The 24705-nt window shown below is 66.5% G+C and carries 21 protein-coding genes; 12 read left to right on the top strand and 9 right to left on the bottom strand.

The features are described from left to right. Window positions 1-339 precede the first annotated feature (339 nt). From ACQR07_RS09060 to ACQR07_RS09075, 4 genes are all read left to right on the top strand, one after another. On the top strand, window positions 340-864 hold the full coding sequence (locus ACQR07_RS09060) for a hypothetical protein (protein WP_434901966.1): 525 nt from the start codon (window positions 340-342) through the stop codon (window positions 862-864). Between the two features lie 365 nt (window positions 865-1229). Continuing rightward, the gene (locus tag ACQR07_RS09065) at window positions 1230-1823 is read left to right on the top strand and encodes an SCO family protein (protein ID WP_434901967.1); all 594 of its coding nucleotides are present in this window, start codon (window positions 1230-1232) and stop codon (window positions 1821-1823) included. A gap of 155 nt (window positions 1824-1978) precedes the next feature. Beyond that, on the top strand, window positions 1979-2833 hold the full coding sequence (locus ACQR07_RS09070) for a transporter substrate-binding domain-containing protein (RefSeq protein WP_434902277.1): 855 nt from the start codon (window positions 1979-1981) through the stop codon (window positions 2831-2833). 111 nt (window positions 2834-2944) lie between these two features. Then, window positions 2945-4591: a lysine--tRNA ligase gene (locus ACQR07_RS09075; RefSeq protein ID WP_434901968.1), complete on the top strand. Its 1647-nt coding sequence runs from the start codon at window positions 2945-2947 to the stop codon at window positions 4589-4591. Window positions 4592-4785: 194 nt separating this feature from the next. On the opposite strand, the gene ACQR07_RS09080 is transcribed toward ACQR07_RS09075, so the two are convergent. Then, window positions 4786-5547: a carbonic anhydrase gene (locus ACQR07_RS09080; protein ID WP_434901969.1), complete on the bottom strand. Its 762-nt coding sequence runs from the start codon at window positions 5545-5547 to the stop codon at window positions 4786-4788. Window positions 5548-5728: 181 nt separating this feature from the next. Between ACQR07_RS09080 and ACQR07_RS09085 the strand changes: the two genes are divergently transcribed. The 3 genes from ACQR07_RS09085 (at window position 5729) to ACQR07_RS09095 (ending at window position 8459) form a co-directional block, all read left to right on the top strand. Then, window positions 5729-6073 (top strand): DUF952 domain-containing protein, encoded by a 345-nt coding sequence (locus tag ACQR07_RS09085; protein WP_434901970.1) that lies wholly within the window; start codon window positions 5729-5731, stop codon window positions 6071-6073. Next, window positions 6070-7164: a quinone-dependent dihydroorotate dehydrogenase gene (locus ACQR07_RS09090; RefSeq protein ID WP_434901971.1), complete on the top strand. Its 1095-nt coding sequence runs from the start codon at window positions 6070-6072 to the stop codon at window positions 7162-7164. Before ACQR07_RS09085 ends, ACQR07_RS09090 begins: the two co-directional genes overlap by 4 nt. Window positions 7165-7514: 350 nt before the next feature. After that, window positions 7515-8459 carry an IS110 family transposase gene (locus ACQR07_RS09095; RefSeq protein WP_434901972.1) on the top strand — a complete coding sequence of 315 codons (945 nt, stop codon included), beginning with the start codon at window positions 7515-7517 and terminating at the stop codon, window positions 8457-8459. A gap of 334 nt (window positions 8460-8793) precedes the next feature. Here ACQR07_RS09095 and ACQR07_RS09100 read toward each other — a convergent pair whose 3' ends face one another. The 5 genes from ACQR07_RS09100 to ACQR07_RS09120 form a co-directional block, all read right to left on the bottom strand. Further along, on the bottom strand, window positions 8794-10077 hold the full coding sequence (locus ACQR07_RS09100; RefSeq protein ID WP_434902278.1) for an MATE family efflux transporter: 1284 nt from the start codon (window positions 10075-10077) through the stop codon (window positions 8794-8796). Window positions 10078-10177: 100 nt separating this feature from the next. Further along, complete coding sequence (locus tag ACQR07_RS09105) at window positions 10178-10912, bottom strand: MBL fold metallo-hydrolase (protein ID WP_434901973.1); 735 nt, start codon at window positions 10910-10912, stop codon at window positions 10178-10180. A gap of 12 nt (window positions 10913-10924) precedes the next feature. Beyond that, window positions 10925-11233 carry a DUF6460 domain-containing protein gene (locus ACQR07_RS09110; protein WP_434866024.1) on the bottom strand — a complete coding sequence of 103 codons (309 nt, stop codon included), beginning with the start codon at window positions 11231-11233 and terminating at the stop codon, window positions 10925-10927. Window positions 11234-11518: 285 nt separating this feature from the next. Then, window positions 11519-13177 (bottom strand): ATP-dependent DNA ligase, encoded by a 1659-nt coding sequence (locus tag ACQR07_RS09115; RefSeq protein ID WP_434901974.1) that lies wholly within the window; start codon window positions 13175-13177, stop codon window positions 11519-11521. Continuing rightward, window positions 13174-14211 (bottom strand): ligase-associated DNA damage response exonuclease, encoded by a 1038-nt coding sequence (locus tag ACQR07_RS09120; protein WP_434902279.1) that lies wholly within the window; start codon window positions 14209-14211, stop codon window positions 13174-13176. The genes ACQR07_RS09115 and ACQR07_RS09120 overlap by 4 nt, the downstream gene beginning before the upstream one ends. 154 nt (window positions 14212-14365) lie before the next feature. On the opposite strand from ACQR07_RS09120, the gene ACQR07_RS09125 reads away from it, so the two are divergent. From ACQR07_RS09125 to ACQR07_RS09145, 5 genes are all read left to right on the top strand, one after another. After that, on the top strand, window positions 14366-15292 hold the full coding sequence (locus ACQR07_RS09125; protein WP_434901975.1) for a methyltransferase domain-containing protein: 927 nt from the start codon (window positions 14366-14368) through the stop codon (window positions 15290-15292). Window positions 15293-15399: 107 nt separating this feature from the next. After that, window positions 15400-16629 carry an ABC transporter substrate-binding protein gene (locus ACQR07_RS09130; RefSeq protein ID WP_434901976.1) on the top strand — a complete coding sequence of 410 codons (1230 nt, stop codon included), beginning with the start codon at window positions 15400-15402 and terminating at the stop codon, window positions 16627-16629. Between the two features lie 1044 nt (window positions 16630-17673). Continuing rightward, window positions 17674-20211 (top strand): ligase-associated DNA damage response DEXH box helicase, encoded by a 2538-nt coding sequence (locus tag ACQR07_RS09135; protein ID WP_434902280.1) that lies wholly within the window; start codon window positions 17674-17676, stop codon window positions 20209-20211. A gap of 52 nt (window positions 20212-20263) precedes the next feature. Continuing rightward, entirely contained in the window at window positions 20264-20917 is a 654-nt protein-coding gene (gene pdeM, locus ACQR07_RS09140; protein ID WP_434901977.1) for a ligase-associated DNA damage response endonuclease PdeM, read from the top strand. Between the two features lie 36 nt (window positions 20918-20953). Then, window positions 20954-21850 carry a DMT family transporter gene (locus ACQR07_RS09145; protein ID WP_434901978.1) on the top strand — a complete coding sequence of 299 codons (897 nt, stop codon included), beginning with the start codon at window positions 20954-20956 and terminating at the stop codon, window positions 21848-21850. Window positions 21851-21870: 20 nt separating this feature from the next. Here ACQR07_RS09145 and ACQR07_RS09150 read toward each other — a convergent pair whose 3' ends face one another. From ACQR07_RS09150 to ACQR07_RS09160, 3 genes are all read right to left on the bottom strand, one after another. Beyond that, window positions 21871-22653, bottom strand: coding sequence for a TIGR02186 family protein (locus tag ACQR07_RS09150; protein WP_434901979.1), 783 nt, complete (start codon window positions 22651-22653; stop codon window positions 21871-21873). After that, on the bottom strand, window positions 22650-23576 hold the full coding sequence (locus tag ACQR07_RS09155) for a sulfite exporter TauE/SafE family protein (RefSeq protein ID WP_434901980.1): 927 nt from the start codon (window positions 23574-23576) through the stop codon (window positions 22650-22652). Before ACQR07_RS09155 ends, ACQR07_RS09150 begins: the two co-directional genes overlap by 4 nt. A 156-nt stretch (window positions 23577-23732) precedes the next feature. Then, on the bottom strand, window positions 23733-24563 hold the full coding sequence (locus tag ACQR07_RS09160; RefSeq protein ID WP_434901981.1) for a hypothetical protein: 831 nt from the start codon (window positions 24561-24563) through the stop codon (window positions 23733-23735). Window positions 24564-24705: the final 142 nt, after the last annotated feature.

A 24705-nucleotide genomic window follows, 5' to 3' on the forward strand; every position in this document is an offset into this window, starting at 1 on the left:
GCGTCACAAAACGAATCAGGCCGGGCTGTTGCCGCGCACGTGGCGCGTTCGCCATGCGAGGAACCAGGGTGAGGCGATATTTTCGCGTCAGCAACCGTGTGGTGCAGCGAGCTTGCAACACTTGACCTGAATTTGGTTCGCACCGCTGCGCCGTCCTGGACAAAAACACGATCTCGCAACACGCTGCATTTGCGATTTGGATTTGGCTTTCGCGTTCCGGTTCTGGGGAGGGCTCGTGATTTCAAGGTCCGCCGCAGTCCATGCATCACAAGAAGCGCATCACTCGACGTGTATCAAAGTCGGTCAGATCGGTTTCGCCGGGTTGAACTGGGGCTCGACATGAAATTCTGGACGGGGTTGCTCGCGGTTGTTCTGTTGCTGTCGGGGGTCGGTGCGAGCCAGGCCGTGGTCCGGATCGCCGATGACCGCGGCGGCCGGATCGGCACCTATGTCGACAAGTATCAGGGCCTGCGATCGTCCGGCGAATATGTGATCATCGACGGGCTGTGCGCCTCGGCTTGCACCATCGTCCTCGGCGCCCTTCCCCACGACAAGATCTGTGTCACCTCGCATGCCAATCTCGGCTTTCATGCCGCCTGGGACTTCGGCGCCAACGGCCGGGCCGTGACCAATCCCGAGGCGACCCAGATGCTGTACTCGATGTACCCGTCGCCGATCCGCCGCTGGATCACCCAGCGCGGCGGACTGACGCCGCGGATGATCTTCCTGAAGGGCAGGGAACTGCAGGCGCTGTACAAGCCCTGCTACATGGATGCGCAGGCGTCGTCGCCGGCCTCCCCGCAGGTCGCGCCGAATGCGCCGGCGATGTCGCCGGCCGCTGCCAAGGCCTCAGCGTCGCACTGACCGGCTGGCTCCGCCGCCTGTGATCGGCCGGGAGCCGGTCACGCTTGCCTCATCGGCTCGCTGGGCCTATCTCAAAGCCTAAGAGGCGGGTCGCGGCTCGTGCCAGATCTGGTCAGCCATGTCTGGCCAGCGATCCGCCAGATGAGCACGTCATCATGCAGCCTCTTTCTGCGCCGCAAGAGATACCGTCCAGCCGGTCAGGCTCTCGTCTGGCGTCCGCGCCGGCGATAGCGGCTGCAGTGGCGGCGGTTGCGCTGCTGGGCGGCGCCGTGGCGCTGTGGGCCCATTACGGGACCGCAGTGTTCTTCGAGATGATCGCTGCAGGCGTTCAGGCTTGCTTCTGAGACAAGAGTGAGGAATTCGGCATGCCGGCCAATGCCACCCGCCCGTTGGTGATCATCGGAGCCTTCGCCGCCAGCCTGGTGGTCGGGCTGTCGCTGATGTTCGTCCTCATGGGCGGCGGCCGCAACATCGCCGCGCCGGCCGCGATCGGCGGTCCGTTCCAGCTGACCGACCAGAGCGGCGAAGCGGTCACCGAGAAGAGCCTGCAGGGCCGGCCGACCCTGATCTTCTTCGGCTTCACCCATTGCCCGGACGTTTGTCCGACCTCGCTGTTCGAGATCTCCGAGGTGCTGCGGGCGATGGGCAAGGATGCCGATGCGGTCAACGCCTATTTCGTCTCGGTCGATCCCGAGCGCGACAATCCGGCGACGATGAAGGACTACCTGTCCAGCTTCGATCCCCACCTCAAGGGCCTGACCGGCGATCCCGAGGTGCTGGCCAAGGTGCTGACCGAATACCGGGTCTACGCCAAGAAGGTCCCGCTCAAGGACGGCGATTACACCATGGACCACACCGCGCTGGTCTACCTGATGGATCGCAACGGCCGGTTCGTTGCGCCGTTCAATCTCAAACGGACGCCTGAGGAAGCCGCGGCGGATCTGAAGAAATACCTTTGAGGGCATTAACGTTCAGCTCGCAGGCGGCCAGCCCGAGCCGAATCCAGCCTCGAAATTGCGCCGGGATGGTCTATAAGGCGCGCTGACCATCGGGACCGCTGATGCCGACCGTCTTGTCACCGACCTTCAGACCCATGAATCCGGCTCGCGTGGCGATGGCGGCGGCGCTGCTGTGTCTGGGTCTGGCCGGTGCGGCTCCGGACGTCCGCGCCCAGGCCCCGGTCAAGCCGCCGGTCGAGGCAGCGCCGCAGGCCGTGCCCGGCTTCTGGGATCCGCGGCGGCGCCCCGAGCGCCCCGATCTGTCGCGCCTCACGGTGATCCGCTTCCTGACTGAGACCGATTATCCCCCGTTCAACTTCACCGGTCCGGACGGCAACCCCGCCGGCTTCAACGTCGACCTGGCGCGGGCGCTCTGCGACGAGATCAAGGTCACCTGCACCATCCAGATGCGCCGCTTCGAGACCCTGCTGGATGCGCTGTCCTCCAACCGCGGCGATGCCATCATCGCCTCGATGGCGGTGACACCGCAGATGCGGGCACGACTCGACTTCTCCGACCCGTACTACCGCGCGCCGGCCCGCTTCGTGTCGCGCCGCGACGCGGTCATGACCGAGATCCGCCCCGAGTTTCTCGAGGGCAAGAAGATCGGCGCCGTCACCGGCACCGCCCATGAGGCCTACCTCAAGGCGATGTTCACCGACGCCGAGATCAAGACCTATCCGAACGACGAAGCGCTACGGCAGGCGCTGCGCCGCTCCGAGGTCGACCTGATCTTCGGCGACGGCATCTCGCTGGCGTTCTGGGTCAACGGCACGGATTCCGGCGATTGCTGCGCCTTTTCCGGTGGACCTTTCGTCGAAAGCCGCTATTTCGGCGAGGGCGTCGGGATCGGGGTCCGCAAGGGCAACGACCTCCTGCGCCAGGCCCTGAACTGGGCGCTGTTCCGGGTCTGGGAAAAAGGCCGCTACACCGACCTGTGGCTGCGCTATTTCTCGATCAGCCCGTTCTGAACGATTCACCCGTAGGGTGGGCAAAGGCGCGCAGCGCCGTGCTCACCACCATCGCGGTGGGCACGCTTCGTTTTGCCCACCCTACGCATATCGAACAACCGGTACTTCACAATGTCCACGATCGATCTCGTCCCGACCAGCCCGAGCGACCTGCGCGCGCTTGCCGAAAATTCCAATGCCTGGCCGTTCGAGCAGGCGAAGGCGATCGTCAACCGGCTGAAGAAGACGCCCAAGGACGAGGTACTGTTCGAGACCGGCTACGGTCCGTCCGGCCTGCCGCATATCGGCACCTTCGGCGAGGTCGCGCGCACCACGATGGTGCGCCACGCCTTCCGCGTGCTGACCGAGGACAAGATCAAGACGCGCCTCATCGCCTTCTCCGACGACATGGACGGCCTGCGCAAGGTGCCGGACAACGTGCCGAACAAGGAGATGCTGGCCACCCATCTCGGCAAGCCGCTGTCGCGCATCCCCGATCCGTTCTCCAACGAATATCCGTCGTTCGCCGCCCACAACAATGCTCGGCTGCGCGCCTTCCTGGACAAGTTCGGCTTCGAGTACGAGTTCGCCTCCTCGACCGAGTACTACACCTCCGGCCGGTTCGACGCGGCATTGCTGCGCATGCTGGAGCGGCTGGAGAAGGTGATGGCGATCATGCTGCCGTCGCTCCGCGAGGAGCGCGCGGCCAGCTACTCGCCGTTCCTGCCGATCTGCCCGCGCACTGGCCTGGTGCTGTACGTGCCGATCGTCGAGCACGACGCCAAGGCCGGCACGATCTCCTATGATGACCCGGAGACCAAGGAGCGGATGACCGTTCCGGTGACCGGCGGCCATTGCAAGCTGCAATGGAAGCCGGATTGGGCGATGCGCTGGACGGCGCTCGGCGTCGACTATGAAATGGCCGGCAAGGACCTGATCGACTCGGTGAAGCTGTCGGGCAAGATCTGCGCAGCGCTCGGCGGCACGCCGCCGGAGGGCTTCAACTACGAGCTGTTCCTCGACGAGCAGGGCCAGAAGATCTCGAAGTCGAAGGGCAACGGCCTGACCATCGACGAGTGGCTGCGCTACGCCTCGCCGGAATCGTTGTCGCTGTTCATGTACCGCGAGCCCAAGGCGGCGAAGCGGCTGTATTTCGACGTCATCCCGCGCAACGTCGACGACTATCAGCAGTTCCTGGAAGGGTTTTCGAAGCAGGATGCCAAGCAGCAGCTCGGCAATCCCGTCTGGCACATCCATTCCGGTAAGCCGCCCAAGGCGGACATGCCCGTGACGTTCCAGCTGCTGCTCACGCTGGTGTCGTCGTCGAATGCCGAAAATGCTGGGACGTTGTGGGGCTTCATCGGTCGCTACCGGCCGGGCGTGACGCCGCAGACCCATCCCAAGCTCGACGCGATGGTCGGCTACGCCATCAACTACTATCGCGACTTCGTCGCGCCGACCAAGACGTTCCGCGAGCCGACGGACGTCGAGCGCGTGGCGCTGCAGGACCTGCGCGATGCGCTGTCGAACCTGCCTGCGGACGCCTCGGCCGAGGACATCCAGAACGTCGTCTACGAGATCGGCCGCCGCGAGCCGTTCCTCGATCACGTCAAGAAGGGCAAGGACGGCCGGCCCGGCGTGTCGCTCGACTGGTTCAACATGCTCTACCAGGTGCTGCTGGGACAGGAGAAGGGCCCGCGCTTCGGCTCCTTCGTCGCGGTGTACGGCGTCAACAACGCGGTCGCGATGATCGACGGGGCGCTGGCGCGCTCGGCGTAATGCCCGAGCCGGTCACCTCACAACTGATGTCGTCCCGGCCTCCGAGCCGGGACCCATAGCCACCGGCCACAGTTTGGCGGAGGCTCTCCGCCACCTTCTAAAACAACTGGGATTCCGCGGTATGGGTCCCGGCTCGGAGGCCGGGACGACAGCGGAGTGCTTGGTGGCGGTCCTCGTCCAAAACGGACTGCGTTCTACATCCCCTGCAGCACGAAGCGGCGGTCGAGCTTCTGTACCGGGCGGGCGTTCATCGGATAGAGTCTGGCGAACTTGGCAACGTCGACCTCCGCGACCTGAATCGGGTCGGCCAGGAGCAGCCATTCGACCACCTCCAAGCAGGGCGGCGTCGTCAACGAGCCGGCATAGCGATAATAGGAGCGGCGCGCCGGCAGCAACATGCTCGGATCGATGCGCGGATCGGCCTTGACCGCCTGGCCTTCCTTGTCCGGCATCGTCATCACGATCTGGCTGAAGGCGGGATTGGGCCGGCCGGTGGTCATCAGCACACCGAGCACGGCAACGCCGCCGGAGGCGGCGCGGTGGACGAAATGCGCCTCCATCGGAAAGTTCTTGCCGCCGATCTGATGCTCGCTCGGCCGATGGAAGTGCACCTGCAGCAGCTTGTAGTTGGTCTCGCCGAGCCTGAGCGTGCCGCTGCCGTCGGCGAAGTTGAGCTGGATGGTGTGGCCATTGTTGACGATGGTGTCGGCGGTCGGCCCCCAGGAGAGCTTGAAGTCGGGCAGCCGGGTGCGGGTCGGATTCTCGATGTCGATCGGCGATTGCTGGCTGCCGATGCTGCAGACCTTGTTGGCGGCGTCGAGGTCGCCCCATCTGGCCGGCCCGGTCGCGCCCTCATAGCTCCAATGCGGCGCACCTTCGGCGGCGAAGCCCGGCGTCGCGCAGACGGGGCAGAGCGCGAGGCCCGCAAGGGCCTTCAAGACGTGGCGGCGGTCCATGACAATCTCCAAAATCGAACGTGGCGCAGGCAGTCGCGCGGCGCGTCACGGATGCTCCTGCTGAGCGCTGGCATGTGGCGCTGCCGGGCACGCGAGGCTTGAGTTCGACGCCCCCTGCCGATACGGTCGGCCGCATCCCCAGACATCAGCAAACTCAAGCTCCAGCCAGGACCGCGCCAAGGTGCCCAAAATCTACAAAATCTGCTCAGCTTCGGCCTGGCGCGAGGCGGAGCGGCAGGGCGTCTACCGCGGCAGCGCCGACGATCTGCGCGACGGCTTCATCCATTTCTCGACCGCCGCCCAGGTGCCGGAAACCGCGCGGAAGCACTTTTTCGGCCAGAGCGCGCTGTTCCTGGTCGAGGTCGAGGCGGACGCGCTGGGCGATCAGCTGCGCTGGGAGCGCTCGCGCAATGACGAGCTGTTTCCGCATCTCTATGGCGAGCTCGATCTCGGCGCGGTGACGGCCGTTCACCAGATGCACAACCGTGCCGATGGCGGGCACGAGATTCCGGGGCTCGTGCCGTGATCCGCGCCTTCGACCAGCTCTCGCTGCCGCTGCTCCGCTGGCTCGATGCCGAGGATGCGCACCGGCTCGCCATCCAGGGCCTGAAGCTGTTGCCGGCCGTCAAGCCGCGGCAGGACGACGCCAAGCTGGCGGTGCGCGCCTTCGGGCTCAACTTCCCCAATCCGGTCGGCATGGCCGCCGGCTTCGACAAGAACGCCGAGGTGCCGGACGCGCTGCTGCGGCTCGGCTTCGGCTTCGTCGAGATCGGCTCGGTCACCCCCAGGCCGCAGAGCGGCAATCCGCGTCCCCGGCTGTTCCGCCTGGAGCGCGACGAGGCGGTCATCAACCGCATGGGCTTCAACAATGACGGCGCCGAGATCGTGCTGCGCCGGCTCGCCGGCCGCGCCAATCAGGGCGGCATCGTCGGCGTCAATGTCGGGGCCAACAAGGATTCCGCCGATCGCGTCGCCGACTACGTCCGGCTGATCGAGACCTTCGCGCCGGTGGCGAGCTATTTCACCGTCAACATCTCCTCGCCGAATACGCCGGGCCTGCGCAACCTGCAGCAGGCCGCGCAGCTCGACGAGCTGCTGTCGAAGGTGCTGGAGGCGCGCGACCGCGTCCGCCGCAAGGCGGGCGATACGCCGGTGCTGCTCAAGATCGCGCCCGACCTCAGCCTCGCCGAGCTCGACGACGTCGTCCATGTCGCGCGCTCGCGCGGCGTCGACGGCATGATCGTGTCGAACACCACGCTCGCCCGTCCCAACAGTCTGCGCGAGCAGCTGCGCGCCAAGGAGCAGGGCGGGCTTTCCGGCCGGCCGCTGTTCCGGCTGTCGACGCGCATGGTCGCCGAGACCTTCGTCCGCGTCGAAGGCGCGTTCCCGCTGATCGGCGTCGGCGGCATCGACACCGGCGGGGCCGCGCTGACCAAGATCCGCGCCGGCGCCAGCCTGATCCAGCTGTATTCCTCGCTGGTCTATAAGGGCCTCGGCCTGGTCGAGAGCATCAAGTCCGATTTGACCTCGACCCTGCTGCGGACGGGGCGGGACTCGCTGTCCGAGATCGTCGGCGCCGATGCCGCCACGATCACCGCCGAGGACTGGCCGGTTTAGGCGCGTTGCGTCCTCGAAAAATCTGGAGCGAACGGGATCGCAAAGCGCGCTGTGCAATACAGCGCCCTCTCCCCTTGTGGGAGAGGGCATGTACGGCCCATCCACGAACTCGGTTGGGTGAGGGGTATGTCTCAGCGAGTGACATTCGCGGAGAGATACCCCTTGTATCTTGAAAATGTGCCAGAAACGGCAGGGGCCGACGCGGTAGCCGCCGCGTCGGCCCTGGAGGGGAGAGCCCGTATGCCCCTTGGCACAAGACCGTGGGTGAGCAAGGTGCCTTCCCTCCATTCTTCACAACCCGAACAGTTGCAAGGTCACCAAGACCGGATGTGCAAGGAAGGGATCGGAAGATGGCACAAATTGTACGATCTGCCGGGATCGATGTCAGCAAAGAATGCCTTGACGTGGAGCTTTGGCCGGAGCGGGACGAGCCTTTGCAGGTTGCCCGGGATGAGGCAGGCTTGAAGGATCTCGTCGCATGGCTTCGAGAACGGCGAGTATCGCGGGTCGGCTTGGAGGCCTCGGGCGGGTATGAGCGCGAGGTCGTCGATGCGCTGGAAGCGGAGGGCTTCGAGGTTGCGTTGCTCAATCCGCTGCGGGTGCGTCGCTTCGCGCAGGCCAAGGGCCGGCTTGCAAAGAACGACCGTGTCGACGCGTTGATCATCGCGCAGTTCACTGCGGTGATGATCGAAGCTCCTGCTCCGAAGCGACGACGCGAGCTGGATACGTTGAGCGAGCACCTGCTGTTCCGTCGCCACCTGCGCAAGGGCATCGACGACTGTACCAACCAGCTCGAGCATCTGCGGGATGCCAAGCTGCGCCGGAAAGTCGAGGCACAACGCAAGAGGTTGCAGACCGAACTGACCGCCCATGACGCAAAGCTGGCCGAGCTCGTCGCCGAGCATGCCGACTGGAGCGAGTTGGCACGGCGGATGCGCACGGTGCCGGGTGTAGGCCCGGTGCTGGCCCAGACGCTGATCGCGCTGTTGCCCGAACTCGGCAGGCTGTCGCGGCGGGCGATTGCCAGCCTGGTGGGGGTTGCCCCGTTCGACGATGACAGCGGCAAGAGAAGTGGCGAGCGCCACATCAAGGGAGGCCGCGAAGCCGTACGTGAGGTCCTGTACATGGCGGCGCTGTCAGCCAAACGGTACAATCCGGCGATTGCCGAGTTCGCGGGACGAATGAGCGGAAAGAAGCCGAAGGTCATCATCGTCGCCTGCATGCGCAAGCTCCTGGTCATCCTCAACGCCATGCTGCGCGACGGGCAGGACTGGCGACAGGCGAAGGCCGCCTGACCTCTTGGGCATCCCTTTGTTCGATCGGACGGCGGCCATCCCTCCGTCCCGACCTGCCGCCGCTAACGCCGGCGCTCGCAGGGACCGTCAATGATGGCCGAAGGCCACCGCCGCAGGCGGCGCCACGCGTCATTGACGGTCCCGAGAACGCTGGCAGCCTGCACACCGATCGGGACACACAGCCCGGGGAAAAACAACACAGTTGCTCACCCAACCGAGTTTGCCGCTCTGCCCTACATGCCCTCTCCCACAAGGGGAGAGGGCGCAATCACGGACACCGCGACATTTTCCGCTACATAGAGCGCTGCGGTGATGATTCTTTGGTCGAAACTCTCTACGTCTCAAACGACATCCTCAGCAGCGCCGGATAGCGTAGGGCCTGGAAGCCGCCGCGGGCGGCGTAGAAGCTGAGCATCGCGATCCACAGGCCGGCATTGCCGAAGCCGCGCAGCGCGAACCAGGTGCCGAGGAACACGATCAGCGCGGCGATCATCAGATTGCGCATGTCGCGCGCCCAGGTCGCACCGATATAGACGCCGTCGAACGCGAAGGCGAACACCGACAGCAGCGGCGAGGCCACCACGAACGGCAGATAGTCGCGCGCGGCGCCGCGCACGGCGGCGCTCGACGTCATCACGTCGATCAGAACAGGCCCGAGCAACACGAATACGACGGCGACGGCCAGCGCGAAGCCGAACCCCCAGATCAGCACCAGCCTTGTGGCACCGGCGAAGGCATCTCTGTTGCGAGCGCCAAAAGCGTAGCCGCAGAGCTGCTCGGCGGCATTGGCGAGCCCGTCGAGGAAGAACGCCGCCACCAGCAGGAAGTTGTTCAGCACCGCGTTGGCCGCGAGCGTGGTGTCGCCGGCGCGCGCACCCTGCGAGGTGAAGAACAGGAAGGCGACGATCATCGCCGCGGTGCGGATCATGATGTCGCGGTTGACCGCCATCATGTGCATCAGCTTGGCGCGGTCGAACAGCAGCGGCAGCGACAGGCCGTCTGTCGTCTTGACCAGCCGGCGCGCCAGCATCAAGCCGATCACCACGCCCACGGCCTCCGCGAGCAGCGCGGCGATCGCGGCACCCGCAATGCCGGCGTCGAGCACCTGCACCAGCAGAACGGTGGCAGCCATGTTGATCAGGTTGATCGCGACCTGGACCGCAAGCGCCAATCGTGCGCGCGCCAGTCCGACCAGCCAGCCGAGCAGCACGTAGTTGGCGAGCGCCAGCGGCGCCGCCCAGATCCGGATCACGAAATAGCTGCGGGCAGCGCCGAGCACTGCATCGCTGCCGCCCATCAGCTCGAAGATGATCGCGGCCAGCGGCGCCTGCAGCGCGATCAGGGCGATGCCGATCAGCGCCGCCAGCCCGAGACCGCGGATCAGCACCCTCAGGATCTCGTCGCTTTCGCCGGCGCCGAGCGACTGGGCGGTGAAGGCCAGCGTGCTGGCGCGCAGGAAGGCGAACAGCCAGAACAGGCAGTCGAAGATCACCGAGGCCATCGCGACGCCGCCGAGCATGGCAGCCTCGCCGAGCCGGCCGATCGCCGTGGTCGAGACGATGCCGATCAGCGGGGTCGTCAGATTGGCGATCATCGCGGGACCCGCGATGTCGAACACCTGCGCTGACGTGACTTTGGCTGAAGCGGTCAAGGGCGGCCCGTGGCATGCGCGCGGTGGCCGCGCGTCGACGTTCTTAGCCGGCTTCCATGCTGGCGAGCTAGATCTCGACGCTCATGCCGTCATGCGCGGTCATGTGAGCGATCTGGTCGCGACGCCGCAGCATGTCGTCGCTCATATGGGTGAGCACGAGCCGCTTCGGCCGGATGTCGGCGAGATGGGCCTCGAGCGCCGCGAGGCTGAGATGGTTCTTCACCGGCTTGTCGAAGGTATAGGCTTCGGCGATGAACAGGTCGGCGTCGCGGCCGAGCGGGATCAGGCTGTCGGTCCATTCGGTGTCGGCCGTATAGGCGACCACGCGCCCCTCGGCCGCGATCCGGTAGCCGAGAAACGGCCCGCCGGAATTGCCGTGCACGACCGCGTAAGGCGTCACCGCGATCTCGCCGAAATGCGTCGTCGTCTCTGCCTGCAGTTCGACGACCGAGAGCTCGAACTTGCGCGGCGTCGCCGGGGAATGCTCGAACAGCGCCTCCATCACCTGCGCCAGCCGCGCCGCGATGCCCGCGGGCCCGGCGATGACCAGCGGCTGCGTCCGCCGCGAGAACTGGGCGTCGAGCAGCAGGAACGGCAGGCCGGCGAAGTGATCGCCATGGAAATGCGTGATCAGGATCAGCGCGACGTCATTGCAGGCGATGCCGAGGCGCTTCAGCGCCGGCAGCGACGAGGCACCGCAGTCGATCAGCAGATTGGTGCGCTCGCCCGTGAGATGAAAGCAGGTGTTGACCCGGCCGCCCGAGCCGAACGCGTCACCGCAGCCGACGAAGCGGAGCTGCATCGGCCGGGTCCGCTAGCGGCCGCGCGGAGCAAACAGCCGCGACAGGAACCAGATCGGGATCACGATCACGGCGCCGAGCAGGAAGTAGCGCCACAGCCAGTTGAAGGCGTCGAAGCCGAGCTCGTAGAGCCGGATGAACAGGAGCCGGATGCTGTGCAGGATATTCAGCGGATCGAAGCCGATCGCCGACAGCACCACGCCGACCAGGATCGACAGCAGGATCAGCCGGAACGCCACCGCGACCGGCGAGCCGCCAAGAAAGCGATACAGGCCATCCGAGCTGCGGGCGCGGGCCGGATAGTCCCTTATGTCGTTCGACATGTCATCGTCTCCAGGCGGGTTCGTCGGATTCGCAAGCCCGACTATAAAGCACGGCAGGGCAGGTGGGGAACCCGCCTCGGCGGCGCAAGCTGGTTACTGGCATTTAATGTTCCCCGCTGCGGCTCGCCTTCCGCTTTCACCGTTGCGCCGTAATGCCAAACATCGTCATGGCCGGGCTTGACCCGGCCATCCATCTCGCGAGAGGGGATGGATGCCCGGGTCAAGCCCGGGCATGACGAGTCACAAATCGTCACCCCCATTTGTGTCGAGAACTGAGAGTCATCCTCACCCCGCCGTCTCGCTCCTCAACATGCGCTCCAGCGTCTCCAGCCGGTCGGCGTCGCGGGGCGGTTTGTCCCAGCGGAGGCGGCTGATGCGCGGGAAGCGCATCGCGATACCGGATTTGTGCCGTGGCGAGCGCTGCAGCCCCTCGAAGGCGACCTCCAGCACCAGGCCCTGCTCGGGCTCGTGCACGACATGCCTGACGGGACCGAACTTCTCGGTCGTGTTGCGGCGGACGAAACGGTCGATCTGCAAGAGCTCCTCGTCGGTGAAACCGAAATAGGCCTTGCCGACCGGCACGAGCTGGTCGCCGGCCTCGCCCGCCGTCCACACACCGAACGTGTAGTCGGAGTAGTAGGACGAGCGCTTGCCGTGGCCGCGCTGTGCGTACATCAGAACGGCGTCGATGATGTGCGGATCGTGCTTCCACTTCCACCATTGTCCCTTCGGGCGGCCCGGCAGATACAGCGCGTCGCGCCGCTTCAGCATCACGCCCTCGACCGCTTCGGCATCGTCGCCGGCGCCGGCCGAGGCGGGATTGGCGCGCGCCGCCTTCAACTCGTCCCAGCTGGAGAAGGCGATCGTGGGCGACAGATCGACGCGCGGATCATCCAGCCGCTTGATGAACCCTTCCAGCCTCACGCGCCGCTCGGCAAACGGCAGTTCGCGCAGATCGTTGTCCTCGTCACCGAGCAGGTCATAGGCGCGCAGATGGATCGAATAGTCCTTCATCAGCTTCGGCGACACCGTCTTGCGGTTCAGCCGCTGCTGCAGCACGTTGAAGCTCTGCACGCGCTTGTCCCGCACCACCAGCAGCTCGCCGTCGAGCGCGCCCGGCAGATGCAGCGACGGCAGCAGGTCCGGAAAGCTCCCGGTGATGTCCTCGCCGCTGCGCGAATACAGCCGCGTCACGACGCGGCCGCCGGCCTCGCGCCCGCTCACCGCCTGCACGCGGATGCCGTCCCATTTCCATTCGGCGATATAGTTGGCCGCATCCATGCTCGCGAAGTCGCTGTCCTCGACGGCATGCGCGAGCATGACCGGGCGGAACGGCGCGGGATCGCGATTGACCGGCTTGTCGCCGCGGCCTTCGAGCCAGGCGAACAGATCGAGATAGGGCGGCGACAGGCCCGGCCAGACCAGCTCGACCTCGTGTGGGTCCTTCTCGCCTAGCGCAGCGGCCGCGGTCTTGGCCAGTCGCGCCGAGATGCCGATGCGCATGGCGCCGGTGACGAGCTTCAACAGCGCCCAGCGCCCGGTCTCGTCGAGCTCGTCCAGCCATTGCGCCAACTGCTTGGGCATCTCGGTCTTGCCGAGCGTGCGCAGCCTGGTGACGACATCGGTCAGCGTGGGTGGCGGCGGGTTGTTGTGGCCGGATGCAGGGGGCGCCGCCTTTGGCCACATCAGCGCGACGGTCTCGGAGAGATCTCCGACATAATCATACGACAGCGCGAACAGAACCGGATCGGTGCGCGCGGCGATCAGGTCGCGGATCAGCGCCGGCTTGGCGTGCTTGAACGACAGCGCGCCGGTCAGCGCTGATAGCGCGTAGCCGCGATCGGGGTCGGCGACCTCGCGAAAATACGACGTCAGCAGGCGCAGCTTGTTGTTGCGGCCGGGCTCGTAGGCGAGCCGGTCGAGCAGCTCGGCGAAGCGGTTCATGCCTCGGCATCCTCCACGGCCACCACCTCGCTCTCCTCCTCGTCGCCATAGCCGACGAGATCGAGCGGCCGCGCCGCGAGCCCCTTGCTCTGGCACCAATGCACCAGCGCGTCCTCCTGGCCGTGGGTGACCCAGATCTCGCCGGCGCCGGTCGCCGCGATGGTCGCGGTGAGCCCGTCCCAGTCGGCGTGATCGGAGATGACCAGCGGCAGCTCGACGCCGCGCTGCCGCGCGCGGGCGCGCACCCGCATCCATCCCGACGCGAAGGCGGTGACCGGATCAGGAAAGCGCCGCGTCCACAGGTCGGAGGTCGCGCTCGGCGGCGCCAAGGTGATGGTGCCGGCGAGCTCGGCCTTCTTGACGCCCTTGACCGGCCGGAGCTCGCCGAGCGCGATGCCCTTGTCCTGGTAGTAGCGCGTGATCTTCTCCATCGCGCCATGCAGGTAGATCGGCGCGTCATAGCCGGCCTCGCGGATCAGCGCGATCACGCGCTGCGCCTTGCCGAGCGAATACGCACCGACCAGATGCGCGCGCTCGGGAAACATCGCGACCGAAGCGAGCAGCTTGTCGACCTCGTGGGAAGCATCGCCATGCCGGAACACCGGCAGGCCGAACGTCGCCTCGGTGATGAAGACGTCGCATGGCACCAGCTCGAACGGCGCGCAGGTCGGATCGCGCGCATCCTTGTAGTCGCCGGACGCCACGATGCAGGTGCCCCCGCAGGACACCTTGATCTGCGCCGAGCCGAGCACGTGCCCGGCCGGGTGAAAGCTGACGGTGACGTCGCCGAGCTTGATCGCCTCGCCATAGCCGATCGCCTGCGTCGAGCCGGCAAAGTTCTCGCCATAGCGCAGCCGCATGATGTCGAGCGTCTCCTGCGTCGCAAGCACCGCGCCGTGGCCGGCGCGGGCATGGTCGGAATGGCCATGGGTGATCAGCGCCCGCTCGACCGGGCGCACGGGATCGATGTGGAAACCGCCGGCCTTGCAGCACAGGCCGGAGGGAACGGGCATCAGGATGTCTTGCGGACGCATGCAGCTCATATAGGTCTCATCGGACGAAAATTCAGTCTGTCCCATTCCCGGCCCGTCATGCGCGGGCTTGACCCGCGCATCCATCTGCTGGAATGACTCGTTCGATGATGGATGGCCGGGTCAAGCCCGGCCATGACGACCCCGTGGTTCCAAGATGCCCCACCGCCTGTTCCTCTCCTCCGGCGACCTGATCGCCGACCGCCGCTACGAGTTCGCCCGCGACCTGCAATTGAAGGGCGATCTGGCCGCTGCCGCCGAGGTGATGGAGCAGGCGATCGAGGTCGCGCCCACATTCGCCTCGGCGTGGTTCGAGCTCGGCCAGATCAGGATCGCGCTCGGCGAAACCGACAAGGCCATCGCCGCCTTCCAGAACGCCGTTGCCGCCGATCCGGATGACCGCCACGGCGCCGGCGTGCGGCTGATGCAGCTCGGCGCGGCGCCGCTCTCGGATATGCCCAAGGCCTATGTGCAGTCGCTGTTCGACCAATATGCGCCGCGCTTCGAGGCGGAGCTGATCGAGCGGCTCAGCTACCGGGCGCCGGCGATCCTGTTCAAGGCCGTGCTGGCGGTGCGTGCTAGCGAGAAGCAGCCGGCCTATTTCAAGCGCGGCATCGATCTCGGCTGCGGCACCGGCCTTGGCGCCGCGGCGTTCGCTGCGAACGTCGACAGCTTCACCGGCATCGATCTGTCGGAGGGCATGATCGCGCAAGCGCGCGCCACGGGCCTCTATGCCGAGCTCGAGGTCGACGACATGACGGCAGGGCTGCGCCGCCAGGGCGATGCCTCGGCCGATCTCGTTCTCGCCGCGGATGCGATGGTCTATGTCGGCGATCTCGCCCCGGTGCTGCGCGAGGCGTCGCGCGTGCTGACATCAGGCGGCCTGCTGACATTTACCGTCGAGACGCATGATGGCGACGGTGTGATCATGGGCAAGGGTCTGCGTTATGCCCATGGCGCGGAATATATCCGTCGCGTCCTGGCCGATGCCGGCTTGAAGTCTTTGCATCTCGCGCCGGCCTCGCCGCGCACCGAAGAACAGCAGCCGGTGCGCGGGCTGGCCGTGGTCGCCGCCCGGACTTGAGTCTACACGCTATTGAATGCGCTGCACGCGCGCGCAATGCGGCAACTTCGCTCTTGCCGCGCGCCTCCCGATGCCAAAAAATGCGTCGATCCAGGGAGGAACAACGAATGAAAAACAATCTGACCCGGCGCGATTTCTGCGCCACCGCGCTCGCGACCTTGGGTGCGTCGACCATCGCGTCGCCCTACGTCTGGGCGGCGGAGAAGAAGTACGACGCCGGCGCCAGCGACACCGAGATCAAGATCGGCCAGACCATCCCGCATTCCGGTCCCGGCTCGCTCTATGGCGTGCTCGGCCGCGTCGGCGAAGCCTATTTCCAGATGCTCAACGAGCAGGGCGGCATCAACGGCCGCAAGGTCAAGTTCCTGACCATGGACGACGCCTACAGCGCGCCGAAATGCGTCGAGGCGACGCGGCGGCTGGTCGAGCAGGACGAGGTGCTGGCGCTGTACGGCTCGCTCGGCACCGCGCCGCAGACCGCCGTGCACAAATATCTCAATTCCAAGGGCGTGCCGCAGCTCATGCTCAACACCGGCGCCTCGAAATGGAATGATCCGAAGAACTACAAATGGACCATGGCCGGCCTGCCGCTGTATCCGACGGAGGCGCGCATTCTCGCCAAGCATGTGCTGAGCGTGAAGCCGGAGGCCAAGGTCGGCATCCTCTATCAGAATGATGATTTCGGCCGCGACTTCCTGGGTCCCTTCAAGAAGGTGCTGGCGGATGCCGGCGGCAAGGCCCAGGTGATCATGGAGCAGACCTATGATCTCACCGAGCCGACGGTCGATTCGCAGCTGATCAATCTGTCGAAGTCGGGCGCCGACGTGTTCTACAACATCTCGACCGGCAAGGCGTCGTCGCAGTCGATCCGGAAGGTCGCCGAGCTCGGCTGGAAGCCGCTGCAGCTGCTGTCGGCCGGCTCGACCGGCCGCTCGATCCTGTCGGCCGCGGGACTCGAGAACGCCAAGGACATCGTCGCGATCCGATACTCCAAGGATGCCGGCGTGCCGCAATGGAAGGACGATCCGGACGTCAAGGGCTTCGAGGCCTTGCGCGCCAAGTACCTGCCCAACATCGATCCCGACAACACCATCGCCTATGCCGGCTATGGCCAGGCGGTGTCGATGGGCGAGATCCTGCGCCGCTGCGGCGACACGCTGACCCGCGAGAACGTGCTCAAGAACGCCACGACGCTGGCCGGCTTCCACTCGCCATTCTTCCTCGACGGCGTCAACTTCGCCTACACGCCCGACGACTACACGCCGATGAAGACGCTCTACATCTCGATCTTCGACGGCAAGGACTGGAGCATCTCCGAGAAGCCGATGACGGAGTAGGGGGGCGGCTGAGCTGGTTCAACATCGTCATTGAGAGCGCGGCTCGCAATGACGATGCGGCCAGAGCGTCGCGTCATTCTCCGCTGTCGTCCCGGCCTTGAGCCGGGACCCATAACCACCGGCTTCGGTGGGACGATGACTGGAAGTTGCGCTTCACTGATGGATTCCGCGGTATGGGTCCCGGCTCAAGGCCGGGACGACAGCGGAGTATGTTGGGACGACGTCCGCCCAATTTCCGGTATCTTCGGAAAAAAATAAACTTCTTGCGCTTTAGCAGAAATCATGATTGTATCCCGCCATCCCGTTCCAAGCCGAGGGGCGTAGCGCGCGATCGTCACGACACGCGGGGCGGGGAGCGGTGGCCGCCGAGATGCCGTAGCGTGAGCGAAGGCTTGCGCGGACGAACGGTGTGCGGCGGACGCGAAGTCGTGTGGTCCTGGCCTCCCGGTGCCGAGGTCAAGTGGATGTCAGCGCGGATGTGCTGCATCGGCGACGGGGTCAATCAGCCGGTCCCCGGGGAGAGCACGAAAGAAGCGTGAAGACCACCGCGCAGGGAAGGCCGGGCGTGCCCGGCTGCACCTGTGGTTCTGCCGCCTGCATTTTTTTCGCAGGCGGGCCGCAGGCGTCAGCCGACGCCTGGCCTTCCCTGCGCCCTCTGCAATTTGGAGGGGCATGCCGATGCATCACTCGGGCGTTATCAGCCGCGAGATCGTGGATGCTTGTTCAGGCTGTTGAGATATGCGGATGAAACGACCACCCGCGGTGATCAAACTCGATGTCGTCCCGGGCAAGCCACGAGCACGCGACAGCGTGATCGTGGCGCCGACCCGGGATCCATACGCCGCGGCGGATGTGGTGGGCAAAAAGCCAATCGCCAGCGTGCCTCAAACCGCTCCCTGGGGTATGGGTCCCGGCGTTCGCCGGGACGACGGCGAAAGTTGATGACGCGGTGGTGCGCCCGATGAATGCGCCAAAACGTGAGGTCTCGCTGCTGCGGCTGCGTCCTCCCTCGACGAACCCCGCATGACTGCCTACCTTCCCCCGGTGCCGCCCCGCATCCGACCAGTCCCGTCCGACGACTCCTCCGCGCTCCCTGACCATTTCACCAAATGGTTCGCGGCGCGCGGCTGGGTGCCGCGGTCGCATCAGTTGGCGCTGCTGGAGAAGGCGCGGGCGCAACGCTCGGCGCTGCTGATTGCGCCGACCGGCGCCGGCAAGACCCTGGCCGGGTTCCTGCCGACTCTCGTGGAGCTCGGACAAAAGCCATCGGCGAGATCCGTCGCCCGTCCTGCCGGGCTGCACACGCTCTACATCTCGCCGCTGAAGGCGCTCGCGGTCGACATCGCGCGCAATCTCGAGGCGCCGATCTCCGAGATGGCGCTGCCGATCAAGGTCGAGACCCGCACCGGCGATACGCCGGCGTCCCGCAAGCAGCGCCAGCGCCGCTATCCGCCGGACATCCTGCTGACGACGCCCGAACAGCTGGCCCTGCTGCTGTCGTCCGACGACGCGCCATTCCTGTTTTCGTCGCTGAAACGCGTGGTGCTCGACGAGCTGCATGCGCTCGTCACCTCCAAGCGCGGCGATCTGCTGTCGCTGGCGCTGGCGCGGCTGTGGCGGCTTGCGCCTGAGATGCGCATGATTGGTCTGTCGGCCACGGTCGCCGAGCCGGAGCAGATCGCGCGCTTTCTGGTGCCACAGCCGGGCGGTGCGACCGCCAGCGCCGATCTGGTCGTCGCCGGCGGCGCCGCGCAGCCGGTGGTCGAGATGCTGGACACGCGCGAGCGGCTGCCCTGGGCCGGCCACACCGCGCGCCATGCGCTCGCCGAGATGTACGAGCTGATCAAGGCGAACAAGACCACGCTGGTGTTCGTCAACACCCGCAGCCAGGCCGAGATGCTGTTCCAGGAGTTCTGGCGCATCAACGACGACAACCTCGCCATCGCCCTGCATCACGGCTCGCTCGATGTCGCGCAGCGCCGCAAGGTCGAGGACGCGATGTCGGCGGGCCGGTTGCGCGGCGTGGTCTGCACGTCCTCGCTCGATCTCGGCGTCGACTGGGGCGACGTCGATCTCGTCATCAATGTCGGCGCACCCAAAGGCTGCTCACGGCTGATGCAGCGCATCGGCCGCGCCAATCACCGGCTCGACGAGGCGTCGCGCGCGGTGCTGGTGCCGGCCAATCGCTTCGAGGTGCTGGAATGCTCGGTCGCGATCGACGCCATCGCCGACAATGCGCAGGATACGCCACCGTTGCGCACCGGCGCGCTCGACGTGCTGGCGCAGCATGTGCTCGGTTGCGCTTGTGGCGAGCCGTTCCTGAGTGACGACCTCTATGCCGAGGTGATCACCGCTGCGCCCTATGCGACGCTGACGCGCGCGGATTTCGACGACGTCGTCGATTTCGTCGCGTCGGGCGGCTACGCGCTGAAGACCTATGAGCGTTTCGCCCGCATTAAGCAGGACGCGAAGGGTCGCTGGCGGGTCACCAACCCCAAGGTGCGGCAGAGCTATCGCCTGAACGTCGGCACCATCGTCGAAGAGGCGATGCTGAAGGTGCGGCTGGTGCGCTCGCGCGCTGGCGGCACCGGGTCGACGGGCGCGATCGCGCGCGGCGGCCGGCTGCTCGGCGAGATCGAGGAGTACTTCATCGAGGGACTGACGCCGGGCGACACCTTCGTGTTCGGCGGCGAGATCGTGCGCTACGAGACGCTCGCGGAGGATCAGGTCTATGTGTCGCGGGCCAACGACAGCGATCCCAAGGTGCCGTCCTACATGGGCGGCAAATTCCCGCTGTCGACCTATCTCGCCGAGCGCGTCCGCGGTTTGCTCGACAACAACAGCGCCTGGTCGCAACTGCCCGTGCAGGTGCGCGACTGGCTGGCGCTGCAGAAGGACGTCTCGCGCATCCCGGCGCGCCGCGAGCTGCTGGTGGAAACCTTCCCGCGCTCCAACAAGCATTATCTCGTCTGCTATCCGTTCGAGGGCCGGCTCGCGCATCAGACGCTCGGCATGCTGCTGACGCGCCGGCTGGAGCGGGCGCGCGCCCGGCCGCTCGGCTTCGTCGCCAACGAATATGCGCTCGCGGTGTGGGGGCTCGGCGACATGTCGCTGATGGTCAAACAGGGGCGTCTCGATCTCGCCGCTTTGTTCGATCCGGACATGCTCGGCGACGATCTCGAGGCGTGGCTGGCAGAGTCGGCGCTGATGAAACGCACGTTTCGCTCCTGCGCGATCATTTCCGGCCTGATCGCGCGGCGTTCGACCACGGAGGAAAAGACGCGGCGCCAGGTGCTGTTCTCGACCGATCTCGTCTACGACGTGCTGCGCCGGCACCAGCCGGATCACATGCTGTTGCGCGCCGCGCGCGCCGACGCTGCCACCGGCCTGCTCGATCTGCGGCGCCTCGGTGATATGCTCACGCGGATCGCGGGCCGAATCACCCATCGCCCGCTCGATCGCGTCTCGCCCTTGGCGGTGCCGGTGATGCTGGAAATCGGCCGCGAATCCGTCTATGGCGAGGCCGCCGACGAGCTCCTGGCCGAAGCCGCCGAGGAACTCGTCAAGGAGGCGATGGGGTAGGCTGGAAAGGGCGAGGCGGACTTTGCAGGGGACACTTTGCGCATCGGACCTGATGACCGTCGCCGGCACTGCGCTGCGCGTCGATCTCTCGGGCGCGCTGGTGTGGGACGAGCAGCGCCTGCTCGTCGTCTCCGACCTGCATCTCGAGAAGGGCTCGAGCTACGCTGCGCGCGGCACCTTGCTGCCGCCTTTCGACACGGTGGCGACCTTGCGCCGCCTGGCCGAGGTCATCGCGCATTACCGGCCGCGCATCGTGATCGCGCTCGGTGACAGCTTCCATGATCGTGACGCGCATACCCGTCTCACCGGAGATGACCGCGCTGCGATCGCCAATCTGCAGGTCGGCCGCGACTGGGTGTGGATTACCGGCAATCACGATCCGGCGCCGCATGGCATCGGCGGCGAGGTCGCCGACGAAGTCGTGATCGGCACGGTGACGTTCCGCCACGAGCCGACCGGCGCGCGCGGCGAGATCGCCGGCCATCTGCATCCCAAGGCGCGGGTGGCGACGCGGGCACGTACGCTGGAGCGGCGCTGCTTCGTCTCCGACGGCGAACGCGCCGTGATGCCGGCGTTCGGCGCCTATGCCGGCGGCCTGAGCGTGCGCGACGCGGCGTTCGCAAAACTGTTCCCGAAGCGCGCCTTCATCGCCCACGTGCTGGGCGACACCAGGCTGCACAGCATCGCTGCGGCGAGGTGTTATTAGTTGCGGGGCCTCGTTACGAGCAGCAGGCAGGTGGTTATGTCCCGCGTCACGCCGAACCTGCTGCCGCTCGAGATCGGCGTGTTCTGCCTCTTGTGGAGCTTCGCCTTCGTCGCCGGCAAGATCGGCGTGACCTATTGCCCGCCGCTGCTGCTGCTGGCGGCGCGGTTCTCGCTCGCAGGCCTCCTCATCCTGATCATTCCCGCGATCCGGGGCGAGCTGCGCATGAGCTGGCGCGATGCGGCCGTGTTCGCCATCATCGGCATCGCCAACAATGCGCTCTATCTCGGCCTGGGCTATACGGGCCTGCAGACGGTGTCGGCCGGGCTCGGTGGCCTGATCGTCTCGGCCAATCCGGTGTTCACGGCGGTGTTCGCCGCGCTGCTGCTCGGCGAACCCTTGACCTTGCGCAAGGTCGCGGGGCTCGCGCTCGGCATCATCGGCGTCGCCATGATCGTCTGGCACCGCATGGCGGTCGGCACCGATCATCTCGAAGGCATCCTCTATACGCTGGCGGCGCTGGCCTCGATGGTCACCGGCACCATCCTGTTCAAGCAGCTCGCGCCGAAGGGCAGCCTGTGGATCGGCAATGGCATCCAGAACCTGTCCGCTGGATTGGTGCTGTGGCCGGTCGCGCTCGGCATCTCCAGCGTCGGCGACGTCGTGCCGAATACGCAGCTGATCGGCGCCTTCGCCTTCCTGGTGCTCGGCGGCTCGATCCTGGCCTATGTGCTCTGGTTCCACCTGCTGAAGGTCTGCGGCGCCACCGCCGCCAGCGCCTATCACTTCGTGATGCCGCCGCTGGCGATGATCTTCGCCTTCCTGGTGCTCGGCGAGCAGGTCGCGCTGCAGGATCTGCTCGGCGTGATTCCGGTTGCGATCGGCATCTATCTGGTGACGCGTGCGCCGGCGACGACGGCGGAGGTCGCGCCATGAGTGTGTCCTCGACGAGCGCGCTAATCCCTTCGGAACACGATCGACGCCATCCATCCGGTCATCAGCGCCATCACCGTCGTGACGAGGCCATAGACGAAGCCGTTCTGACGCGCCGAGCTCGCCACGAACTGCTCGAAGCCGACCTTGACGATCTCGAACGCAGTCTCGGTCTTGGTGACGAGCGCGCCGTCCGCCAGCAGCTTGATCTCGATCTCATAGGTGCCGATCGGAACCGCCGCGGGCAGCGGGATGCCGGTGCGGAACAGCGTCGGGGTGAGGAACGTCACCGCGGACGTGTCCTCGCGGTACAGGCCGTGCTGCGACTGCAGCCGCACGAAGGCGCTGCGGAAGACATCGTTGGGGACGACGTCGGCATAGTCGGGGCCGACGCGCTGGGTCAGCAGCACGTTGGTCAGGCCGAGCTGCTGCCGCCGCTGCACCTCGGGCGCGGCCATCGCATCGAATGGCCGGTTGGCGAACAGCGCCAGATAGCCCGGCACCTTCAGGAATTGCCGCGAGTCGGTGTTGATCCAGATGCCGAATTTGCGCTCCTTGCGCCGCGTCACCATGTCGGCGCGGGGTCCTCGCACGGTGACGACGAGATCGTATGCGGTGCGGCCCGGCGGGGTCTGCGCGTCCTTCTCGACCGAGCCGAACAGCACCAGCTCCTCGCCGGAATAGTTCGGCGTCACCGTGACGCGGTGGTTGGAGACGGAGGCGATCAGGCGCTCGGCGCGTGCCGGCGCGGCTGCGGTGAGCATCAGCAGCAGCAATGTCGTGCTGATGAAACGCAGCGGCGTCATTGGCTCATCTCGGTCTCGCGGATCGTGAACAGGTCGGCGGGCCGGATCACCAGCTCGAACGCGAAGCGGATGCCGACGGCGAGGATCAGCAGCCCGAGCAGCAGCCGCAGCTGCTCGCCGCGGATCATCTGTCCGGCGCGGGCGCCGAACTGCGCGCCGGTGACGCCGCCGACCATCAGGATCAGCGCCAGCACGGCGTCGACCAGATGGTTGCTCATGGCGTGCAGCATGGTCGCGATCATCATGGTGGCCAGCGTCAGCACCATCGAGGTGCCGATCACGGTCGAGGTCGGCACGCGCAGCAGGTAGATCAGCAGAGGCACCAGGATGAAGCCGCCGCCGATGCCCATGACGGCGCCGAGGAAGCCGATCAGGAGGCCGATGCCGATGACGGGGATGACGGAGACGTAGATCTTGGAGCGCTTGAACCGCATCTTCAGCGGCAGGCCATGGATCCAGACATGACTGCCGGGCCGGCGCACCGTGGCGGCGGCGCCGTGGCGCGCCCGCAGCATCGCGCGCAGGCCTTCCCAGAACATCATGCCGCCGACGCTGGTCAGCAGCGCGACATAGGACAGCGCGATCATCAAATCGAGCTGGCCGAGCGAGCGCAGCAGGGTGAAGGTGGAGACGCCGAGCGCGGTGCCCAGCGTGCCGCCGATCATCAGCACCAGCGCCAGCGACGGATCGATGGCCCGCCTTCGCCAATAGGACAGGGCGCCGGAGAACGACGATGCGGCGATGTGGCTGGACACCGAGGCGACGGCGACCGCCGGCGTGATGCCGACGAAGATCAGCAGCGGCGTCATCAGGAAGCCGCCGCCGATGCCGAACATGCCGGACACGAAGCCGACCGCCGCCCCCATGGCCAGCAGCAGGAAGATGTTGACCGGGATGTCGGCGATGGGGAGGTAGATCTGCATCCGCGCGGTCCTGCGAGCGTTCAACCCAAGCAGCCCGCGCATGCGAAGCAGGTGCCAAGGTCTTGCATAACCGAAAATGCCGCCGAAAGGATCAGAGATTCCGGCCCGAGATCGTGCGGTGCGACATCCGGCGCGGCCACGCTGCGGGGGGGCCCGTCACAGCGTCTTGAGCGGGGTGGTCACGAGCTTCATCGCCTCGGCCTCGTTGTTGTCCAGCCAGCGGATGTCGCGGGTCCGCGACATCGCCTCGATGACCTCGGACGAGACGCCCATCCGCGTCATGTAGCCGAGGATTGCACCGGTGACGCGCTGGGTGTCGGCGACGGCATCCGCGCCTTGCGCGGCCGAGGTGAAGCGGTGGACGCCCAGCGCCGAGCCGCCGAGGCCGTAGCGGATCTGCCCGCCGGCGAATGCGAACACGCAGGCGCTGGCGCAGGAGCCAGGCCGGACACGACCGCCATTGTCGGCTACGCCGACGGCGGTGGCGAGGCCGTGGGCGCGGATGATCTCGCCCATCAGAACGCCCTGATCGAGGCTGCCCCCGGGCGAGGACAACAGAACCACGTCGCCGGGCTTGAGATGGGCGTCGTCGATCCGCGCCCGCAGCCAGATCGCGGCAGCCGGCCCGATCTCGCCGCTCACCGCGAGCACGGCACGTGGTTCGCCCAGGCCGCCCATGGCGGCATTGGCGAGCAGCGTGGAGGAGAGGCTCGGCGAGATGAACTGATCCCTCCAGAACGACCAGGCGTCCGGGCGGGACAGGTCGCGATAGGTGCGAATGCCTGCGGTGAGTAGAAGGGTGACGACGATCACCGACGCGATGCGCCCCGAGCGAAAGGCGGCCGGAAGGCCGTTCGTGATCTCCTGCACAACCGGCGGAGGTGGCGGCGTGGCCGGGCCGTTCGCAATGGGCTTCGGGATCACGCGAGGGCCGGTCGGTGACTGCCGGAAGCGCGCGCCATCCTGCGGTTCATTCTCGACTGACACGGGCCGGCACTCCTGCGCGGCGTCCACCATGGCCGCTGTGCAGTCCTATACCGTTCGGCGGCGCGAGACTATGGCGCGCGAGAATCGTTGTTCGGGAATCTGCCGTGCCGCCGGCGCGGGCCGGCAGCAAAACCCGCAAACC

The sequence above is a fragment of the Bradyrhizobium sp. HKCCYLS20291 genome (genome assembly GCF_051167715.1).
In the GTDB taxonomy this organism is placed as follows: Bacteria; Pseudomonadota; Alphaproteobacteria; order Rhizobiales; family Xanthobacteraceae; genus Bradyrhizobium.